Annotated in this window: 9 protein-coding genes; 4 read left to right on the forward strand and 5 right to left on the reverse strand. The window is 69.2% G+C overall.

The features are described 5' to 3' along the window. Positions 1-1,523 (reverse strand): DAK2 domain-containing protein (locus WD271_00225; protein MEX1006252.1); only part of this gene is annotated, 1,523 nt, incomplete at its 3' end. Between the two features lie 79 nt (positions 1,524-1,602). Between WD271_00225 and rpmB the strand changes: the two genes are divergently transcribed. Further along, positions 1,603-1,791 (forward strand): 50S ribosomal protein L28, encoded by a 189-nt coding sequence (rpmB, locus tag WD271_00230; GenBank protein MEX1006253.1) that lies wholly within the window; start codon positions 1,603-1,605, stop codon positions 1,789-1,791. Between the two features lie 8 nt (positions 1,792-1,799). Beyond that, positions 1,800-2,027, forward strand: coding sequence for a cold-shock protein (locus WD271_00235; GenBank protein ID MEX1006254.1), 228 nt, complete (start codon positions 1,800-1,802; stop codon positions 2,025-2,027). On the opposite strand, the gene WD271_00240 is transcribed toward WD271_00235, so the two are convergent. Genes WD271_00240 through WD271_00250 form a run of 3 tightly spaced genes read right to left on the reverse strand, consistent with a single transcriptional unit; the run spans position 2,018 to position 4,981 of the window. Beyond that, the gene (locus tag WD271_00240; protein MEX1006255.1) at positions 2,018-2,407 is read right to left on the reverse strand and encodes a type II toxin-antitoxin system VapC family toxin; all 390 of its coding nucleotides are present in this window, start codon (positions 2,405-2,407) and stop codon (positions 2,018-2,020) included. The genes WD271_00235 and WD271_00240 overlap by 10 nt on opposite strands. Beyond that, positions 2,404-2,640: a toxin-antitoxin system HicB family antitoxin gene (locus WD271_00245; GenBank protein ID MEX1006256.1), complete on the reverse strand. Its 237-nt coding sequence runs from the start codon at positions 2,638-2,640 to the stop codon at positions 2,404-2,406. The genes WD271_00240 and WD271_00245 overlap by 4 nt, the downstream gene beginning before the upstream one ends. Before the next feature lie 55 nt (positions 2,641-2,695). Further along, positions 2,696-4,981, reverse strand: coding sequence for an arylsulfatase (locus tag WD271_00250; GenBank protein MEX1006257.1), 2,286 nt, complete (start codon positions 4,979-4,981; stop codon positions 2,696-2,698). Between the two features lie 154 nt (positions 4,982-5,135). On the opposite strand from WD271_00250, the gene WD271_00255 reads away from it, so the two are divergent. Both WD271_00255 and WD271_00260 read left to right on the forward strand, forming a co-directional pair. Further along, complete coding sequence (locus tag WD271_00255; GenBank protein MEX1006258.1) at positions 5,136-6,947, forward strand: phosphoenolpyruvate carboxykinase (GTP); 1,812 nt, start codon at positions 5,136-5,138, stop codon at positions 6,945-6,947. A gap of 41 nt (positions 6,948-6,988) precedes the next feature. After that, entirely contained in the window at positions 6,989-7,228 is a 240-nt protein-coding gene (locus tag WD271_00260) for an Lrp/AsnC ligand binding domain-containing protein (protein ID MEX1006259.1), read from the forward strand. A gap of 149 nt (positions 7,229-7,377) precedes the next feature. On the opposite strand, the gene WD271_00265 is transcribed toward WD271_00260, so the two are convergent. Then, positions 7,378-8,393, reverse strand: a 1,016-nt coding sequence (locus tag WD271_00265; protein MEX1006260.1) for a D-alanine--D-alanine ligase family protein, incomplete at its 5' end; no start/stop codon positions are given.

Consider the following 8,393-nt stretch of genomic DNA (forward strand, 5'->3'; position numbering starts at 1 on the left):
GCGTCGGCCTCGGCGCCCACCACGATCGTCACGAGCTCGGTGTCGTCGTCGATGAGCACGTCGAGCAACGCGATCGCGGCCTCCGAGGCCGACTTGGTGGCGACGCACACACCATCGCGCGTGATCGCGATCCAGTCGCCTTCCGCGATCGGTCCGCACTCGGCGACGCTGTCGCGCACTGCCTGGGTGACCTCCCCCGCGCGCACGCGTGACGCGGCTTCGTCCATCGCGGCGGTGTTGTCGTCGAGCGACGCACCCGCGTCGTACGCGACCAGCGCCGACAGCGCCTCGACCACCGCCGTGGTGGGGACCACCGAAACGGGGCGATCGGCGAGCTCGGGCACCTGCCGCGCCACCGGCACGATGTTCTTGTTGTTCGGCAGCACGATCACGGAGTCCGCCGCGCACGACTGCACGGCCTCGAGGATCTGCGCGGTCGACGGGTTCATCGACTGGCCACCGGCCACCACGTGTTGCACGCCGAGGCTGCCGAGGAGCTTGCGCAGCCCGTCGCCCACCGCCACGGCGACGACGCCGGTGGTCACTCGTTCGACCGGCGGCGGCGCGCTCTGCTCCCGGACCCACGCCTCCTCTTCGAGCTCCTCGACCTGCTCGAGCAGGTCGGTGACGCGGATGTCCGCGGGGCGCCCCGCGGTGATGCCCGTTTCGATCGCAGCGCCGATGTCGTTCGTGTGCACGTGGCAGTTCCACAAGCCGTCGCCGCCCACCACGACGATGGAGTCGCCGAGCTCGCCCCATGTGCGCTTGAACTGTGGGATCGTGTCGTCGGCGGCATGAAGGAAGTACATGACCTCGTAGCGCAGCCCGGACACAACGTCCGCTTCGTGAAGGTGCGCGGCCACTGCCGGTGGGGTCGCGACCACCTCGGGCTCTGGCACCGGGCGCTCGGCGACCACGTGCAGGCACGCGGCGAGCAGGAGCTCGAACCCACGACCGCCGGCGTCGACCACTCCGGCGTCACGGAGCACGGGCAGGAGGTCGGGGGTGTGTACGACGGCGTCGCGCGCTGCTTCACACGCGCGTTCCAGCACCACGGCGAGCGTCGCCTCCCCGGTGGTGGCGGCGTGTTCCACCGCTTCGGCTGCCATGCGGACCACAGTGAGGATCGTGCCCTCGACCGGGCGCAGCACGGCCTGGTAGGCGGCGTCGGTGGCGCGGCGTAACCCCGCAATCAGGTCAGCCGCGGCCACGCGCTCGAGGGGTGCGAACGTGTCGGCGAGGCCCCGCAGGATCTGGGAGAGGATCACGCCCGAGTTGCCGCGGGCGCCCATCAGCGAGCCGTGTCGGATCGCCTCGCAGACCTGGCCCATGTCGGAGCCGTCGCCGGGAAGCTCGCCGACGACCGACTCGAGGGTGAGCGCCATGTTGGTGCCCGTGTCGCCGTCGGGCACGGGGTACACGTTGAGGCGGTTCAGCTCTTCCTGGTGGATGCGCAGGACGTCGCGGTACGTCGAAACCACGCGGCGCAGATCGGCGGGCGCGAGCGTCTGGAGAACCCCCACGGCTGGGATGGTACTGCGGTCGCTGGTAGCCTTCCCCGTTCCGGTCATTCACGAAAGCCAGTCCACGTAAGGAAGCACGATGGCGTCCGTCTGCGAGATCTGCGGCAAGAAGCCGCAGTTCGGTATGCGCCTGAGCCACTCACACCGGCGCACCAAGCGCCGGTGGAACCCGAACGTTCAGCGCGTGCGCGCCGTGGTCAACGGCTCGCCCAAGCGTCTCCACGTGTGCACCTCCTGCCTCAAGGCAGGCAAGGTGCAGAAGCCGTAGGCCTCACCGTGCAGGGCGTCGTCCGGATGTACGACCCGCAGACCGGTGAGGGCGTCGTCATGCGCGACACGGACCGTGCCGAGCTCGTGCTCGCGGCCGACGCGCTCGAGGGCTCACTCTTCCGCATGTTGCGCCAGGGGCAGCGCGTGAACTTCCAGCTCGATGCCGACGGCCGGGTCACCCGTGTGCGCATCGGTTCCGAGCCCGACATGGGTCTCCCCACCGCTCAGGTGTAGCGCGGAAGCACCTCGATCACCGCAGTGGTTCCCGGTGCGGCGGCCGTGCGTGTGTCGAGCGTCACGAGGGGGATGTCGAGCGCCTCGGCGAGCGCGACGTAGAGCGCGTCGTACACCGTGAGGTTGTCTCGCAGTTCCCAGACGCGGGTGAGCAAGTGGACGTGCGAGAACCGTTCGACTTCGAGCGCCGCGAGATCCGTCAACGCGCGATGCGCGGAAACGGCATCCAGATCGCCCGTGCGATTCCGACTTCGGAGCGCGTTGGCAACTTCGGCATCGAGCAGATGCGGTGCCGCGAGATCCTCCCCCGCCAGCCGCGTGTGTGTCCCGCCGGTAGCCACGAGCGCGTCCAACACCACGGAGGCGTCGACGACGATCACTCGCCGCGGTCGCGGTCGGCACGAATCGTGGCCACAATCTGCTCCGCCGAGAGGCGCGGCCCGGCCCGCAAAGCGGCGCGTCGCAACACCTCCACGTTGCGCCCGCGGCGGGCGATCCGCTCGCACTCGCCGAGCATGAACCGGTTCAGCGACAGCCCCGACGCCTCCGCTTGGCGCGCCAGCTCGCGGTGCACCGCCGCGGGAACGTCGCGAATCTGGATGTGGTGTGGCATGGATGCAGTTTAGCCCCTGACTGCATGCATTGTGCACCCATTGGTCGAGGGCCGGCTACTCCGCGGCCAGGGCCACGCGCATCTCGACGCCCGGGTCGGGTGGCATCTGGCGACCCACCTCCACGACCACTTCGTGCAACACGCCGTTCCACGCGAACGGCACCTCGTAGTCGTCGCAGACGGGGAAGCCGCGGTCGTATCCGAGGCACAGCGCGGTCCCTCCGTGCTGCCAGAACAACGGCACCGGTACGTCGAGCGTGACCGACGCGACCACTTCGTCGTCGTGGAGCAGCGTGACTGCCGGCCCACTTCCACCGTCGAGCGCGTAGTGACACATGAGCTCGTGGCGCCCCGCGGGCACGGGCGACGAACCGGTGACCACGCGGAGGTCACCCGCGCGGTTGAGCGCGAACACCAGTCGCCCGTCGCGCACGTAGAACGCGAAGCCGTTCGTCCAGTCGCCGAGCGCGCACAGCACACCCTCGGGCGCGTCCGGCACTTCAACCGCTGCGGAGAGCCGGAAGCCGCCGAACAAACGCGGCACGGAGTCGTCGGGCACGGGGCTCCCCTCGGGCCGGTACACGCACCGCGACGCGGGCGGGTTCGGCGCGGGCAGCGCGGCGCCGAACCGCCCGATGAGATTGTCGACGAGCGGGAACACCTGGTTCCGGGCCGCCTCGACGAGCCACACGTCCTGGAGTCGCGCGAGCACGTCGGGATGCTCGGCGGCGATGTCGGTGGCCTCGGCAAAGTCCTCGTCGAGGTTGAAGAGGCCCCAGGTGTCCGTGTCGAAGTCGCGGCTCCCCACGAGCAGGCGCTCTTCGTCGACCACTCCCTGCGACACATGGTCGGTCGTGGCCTTCCACCCCTGGTACACGATCGAGCGCGACCCGAGCATCTCGAAGTACTGCACATCGCGCGGGTTCGGCGCGCTCGCGTCGTCGAACGTGTTCCTGATGCTCACGCCGTCGATCGGCTGTTGGGTGACGCCATCGTGAGTCGCCGGTGGTGCCACGCCGCACGCGTCGAGGACAGTGGGCATGAGGTCGATCGCGTGGACGAACTGGTCGCGCACAACGCCTCGCGCGGAGAACCCGTCGGGCCAGTGCACGATGAGCGGAGTGCGGATGCCGCCGAGCCACGTGTAGCGCTTCCACAGTCGCAGCGGCGTGTTGCCCGCCCACGCCCATCCCCACGGGTAGTGGTTGTACGAGCGGAAGCCGCCGAGCTCGTCGAGGCGCGCGAGGTTCTCCTCGATGGTGTCCGGGAGAGCCAGCGTGAAACGGTGCTCGTTGAACGTGCCGCTCACGCCGCCCTCCGCGCTCGTGCCGTTGTCGGATACGAGCATCACGAGGGTGTTGTCGAGCTGGCCGATCTCCTCCAAGAACGTGACCAGGCGTCCGATCTTCTCGTCGGTATGTGTGAGAAAGCCGGCGAACACTTCTTGAAAGCGCGCGTACACGCGGCGTTCGTCGGCCGTCAGCGCGTCCCAGTCCTGCACCCACGGGGGCCGTTCCGGGAGCAGGGTGCCCTCGGGCACGACGCCGAGTTCGATCTGGCGCGCGAACACCTCCTCGCGCCAGCGCTCCCATCCTCCGTCGAAGCGCCCGTGGTAGGGCTCGATCCACTCGCGCGCGACGTGGTGCGGCGCGTGCATCGCTCCGAGCGAGAAGTAGAGGAAGAACGGGCGATCGGGCGCGGCATGCTTCTGGTTCTGCACGTAGCGGATCGCGGTGGCAGCGAGATCCTCGGTGAGGTGGTAGCCGTCTTCCGGCGCCCTCGGTGCCTCGACGTACTGGTTGTCGCGCACGAGGTTGGGGGTCCACTGGTTGGTGTCACCCTGCAGGAAGCCGTAGTACCGCTCGAAGCCGAAACCGAGCGGCCAGCGGTCGAACGGTCCCGCATGCGATCGTTCGCCCGACGGCACGAGATGCCACTTGCCGACCGCCATCGTGTTGTACCCGGAGTCGCGGAGCAGGCGGGGCATCGTGGCCGCCGACTTCGGGATCCGCGAGGTGTAGCCGGGGTAGGCGGTAGGAATGTCGGTGAGGAACCCCATCCCGACGGCATGAGGGTTCCGGCCGGTGAGGAGACAGGCTCGCGTCGGCGAGCACAGCGCGGTCACATGGAATCGGTTGTAGCGGAGCCCGTTCGCGGCGAGCCGGTCGATGTGCGGCGTCGCGATCCCCGACCCGAAGCACCCGAGCTGCGCGAAGCCGGTGTCGTCGAGGACGATCAGCACCACGTTCGGGGCTCCGGGCTCCGGGTGTGGCAACGCGTAGTCGCCCGGCGTCGACGCTTCCGGAGTGATGCCGGCCCACGGCCGCCGCCGATCAGTCATGGTGCGAACCCTATACATGGGTCGCTCGCTGCTCGCCGGGATACCCGGCTCGCCTCCACTCGCTCCTCCCCACGAGTGAAGAGACGGTTTCGGCCGCTGAAGGGGTCACCACTACACTCGTCGGACTTCGTTTCGCCTCGGAGGAACGTGCCCCGTGACGCTCGTGCAGGCCCCCACAAAGAATCTGCGGCTCGTGCACTGGATCGACGCGATGGTGGAGCTCTGCGAGCCCGGCGCAGTCCACTGGTGCGACGGCTCCGACTCCGAGTTCGAGATGCTGTGCGAACAACTCGTCGACGCGGGCACGTTCGTCGAGCTCGACCCGCAACACCGTCCTGGCTCCTACTGGGCGCGATCCGACCCGTTGGACGTCGCGCGCGTCGAAGACCGAACCTTCATCTGTTCCGAGCGCGAGATCGACGCCGGACCCACGAACAACTGGAAGGATCCCGCCGAGATGCGGGCGACGCTCGACGGGCTGTTCCGGGGATCCATGCGGGGCCGCACGATGTACGTGGTGCCGTTCAGCATGGGGCCGCTCGCGTCGCCGCTGTCGTACATCGGCGTCGAGATCACCGACTCCCCGTACGTCGCGGTCAGTATGCGCACGATGACGCGGTCGGGGCAGGCCGCCCTCGACGTGCTCGGCGCCGACGGCACGTTCGTGCCGTGCGTGCACTCCGTCGGTGCCCCGCTCGAACCGGGCGCCGCCGACGTTCCGTGGCCGTGCAACCCCGACCAGAAGTGGATCGTGCACTTTCCCGAAGCCCGTGAGATCTGGTCGTACGGCTCGGGCTACGGCGGCAATGCGCTCCTCGGCAAGAAGTGCTTCGCGCTACGGATCGCGTCGGTCATCGCACGCGACGAGGGGTGGCTCGCCGAGCACATGCTCGTCCTGAAGATCACCAGCCCCGAGGGGCGGGGGCGCTACTTCGCCGCCGCCTTCCCGTCGGCGTGTGGCAAGACCAACCTCGCGATGCTGATTCCCACCGTCCCCGGCTGGAAGGTCGAGACGATCGGCGACGACATCGCGTGGATGAAGTTCGGTGCCGAGGGGCGCCTCCATGCGATCAACCCCGAGTTCGGGTTCTTCGGCGTCGCCCCCGGCACCAACGAGCGGTCGAACCCGAACGCCATGCACACACTCGAGCACGGCACGGTGTTCACGAACACTGCACTCACCGACGACGGCGACGTGTGGTGGGAGGACATGACACCCGAGCCCCCCGCACATCTCACTGACTGGCGCGGCGAGTCGTGGACGCCGGATTCGGACCAGCCTGCCGCGCACCCGAACGCGCGCTTCTGCGTTCCCGCGTCGCAGTGCCCGTCGATCGCGCCCGAGTGGCAGGACCCGGCCGGTGTGCCGATCTCGGCGTTCCTGTTCGGTGGCCGCCGCGCCACCACGGTGCCGCTCGTGTTCGAGTCGCACACCTGGCAGCACGGGGTATTGATCGCGGCAACGATGGGATCGGAGCAGACCGCCGCCGCGTCCGGCGAAGTCGGCGCGCTCCGCACGGACCCGTTCGCGATGCTCCCGTTCTGCGGCTACAACATGGGCGACTACATGGCCCACTGGCTCAGCATGACGGAGCGCACCGAAGAGGCGTCGCTCCCCACGATCTACGGCGTCAACTGGTTCCGCAAGGACCTCGAGACCGAGAAGTTCCTCTGGCCCGGCTTCGGCGAGAACTCACGCGTGCTCGAGTGGATCTTCCGCCGCCTCGACGGCGACGCGTCCGGCGCGAGCACGCCCATCGGCGTCGTGCCGGAGCCCGACGACCTCGATCTCGACGGCCTCGACGTCACCACCACCGCGGTCGCCGCCGTGCTCGCCGTCGACCCGGAGGAGTGGCGTCGCGAGCTGCCGGCGTTCCGGGCGTCGTTCGACGCGCTCGGGGAGCGCCTTCCTCCCGCTCTCCGCGAGGAGCTCGAAGCGCTCGAGGAGCGGCTGGGCAACGTCTGACGCCTCGCCGCTACGATCGGCGCGTCGACGAGGGAGGGTCCATGAGCGTCACCGCGTACGTGCTGATCCAGACGGAAGTCGGCCGGCCCAAGCAGGTGGCCCAAGCCATCCGGCAGATCGACGGTGTGCTCGAGGCGCACAACGTCCTCGGTCCATATGACGTGGTCGTCACCGTGACGGCTTCGACCAACGACGAGCTCGGAAAGCTCGTCTCCGACGGGATCCAACAGGTCGACGGGATCGCGCGCACGTTCACGTGCCCGGTGATCGACCTTACCTGACTACTCGCTCGCTCTCTGCGAGCCGGGATACCCGGCTCGCGGCCGGTCGCTCGCTGGCGAGCTCCTCGCTCCGCTCGTCGCCGTGCGCGCGGGATGGCAGCTCTGACGCGCCGCGATGATCTCGACCTTCGACGCAATGGGTATGAGGGCTAATGGCGTTGGCGGCCGGCGCGTCTCGTGCGGCGCTCGTGGCGCGCAAGGGCGAGCTCGATCAACCGGTCGATGAGCTGCGGGTACCCCACGCCCGACACCTCCCAGAGCCGGGGGTACATGGAGATCGGCGTGAAGCCCGGGATCGTGTTCACCTCGTTGACGAGGAAGCCGCGGCCTGACTCCTCGAAGAAGAGGTCGACGCGCGCCATGGCCTCACACCGGCACGCCTCGAACGCGCGCACCGCGAGCTCCTGCGCCTGCCGGGTCTGCTCGGCGGTGAGCGGCGCGGGAGCGAGGAGCTCCGCCGCCTCGGACTCGTACTTGTCAGCGTACGAGTAGAACTCGTCACCGGGCACCACCTCGCCGGGAACCGACACTTCGGGTGGGTCGTCACCGAGCACCGCGAGCTCGATCTCCCGGCCTGCGATCGCCTCCTCCGCGAGGATCCACTCGTCGAAGCCCAGCGCGACGGCACACGCGTCGTCGAGCTCGGCGCGATTCGTGGCCTTCGACACGCCGACCGACGAACCCATGTTGGCGGGCTTCACGAAGCACGGGTAGCCGAGCTCGCGCTCGATCTCGTCGACGAACGCGCCGAGATCGTGGCCGTCGCGAAACGACAGATGCCGCGGCGTCGGCAACTGCACGGCCACGAACGCGCGCTTCATCATGATCTTGTCCATCGCGACCGCGGACCCGAGCACGCCCGACCCGACGTATGGAAGATCCGCGAGCTCGAAGAGGCCCTGCACGGTGCCGTCCTCTCCGTAGGGACCGTGCAGCAACGGCAGCACGACGTCGACATCGACCGCGGCCCGCGACGACGGATCGGCGACGAGGGCGCCGACCCCCTCCGCCGGCATACCGTCGACGGGAAACGCGGCGGGCAACGCGGCGGGGCCGGTCTCGATCGCGGCGCGCGCAGCATCGGCGAGCAACCAACGCCCGTCGGTGGTGATCGCCACCGGCACGATCTCGTACCGGTCGGGATCGAGCGCGGGCGCCCCCCCCC

Source organism: Acidimicrobiia bacterium (assembly GCA_040880805.1).
Lineage (GTDB): Bacteria > Actinomycetota > Acidimicrobiia > IMCC26256 > DASPTH01 > DASPTH01.

Coding starts and splice junctions, on each gene's coding strand:
- rpmB (MEX1006253.1), top strand. CDS start 1,603: ATGGCGTCCGTCTGCGAGATCTGCGGCAAGAAGCCGCAGTTCGGTATG.
- WD271_00245 (MEX1006256.1), bottom strand. CDS start 2,640: ATGCCACACCACATCCAGATTCGCGACGTTCCCGCGGCGGTGCACCGC.
- WD271_00250 (MEX1006257.1), bottom strand. CDS start 4,981: ATGACTGATCGGCGGCGGCCGTGGGCCGGCATCACTCCGGAAGCGTCG.
- WD271_00260 (MEX1006259.1), top strand. CDS start 6,989: ATGAGCGTCACCGCGTACGTGCTGATCCAGACGGAAGTCGGCCGGCCC.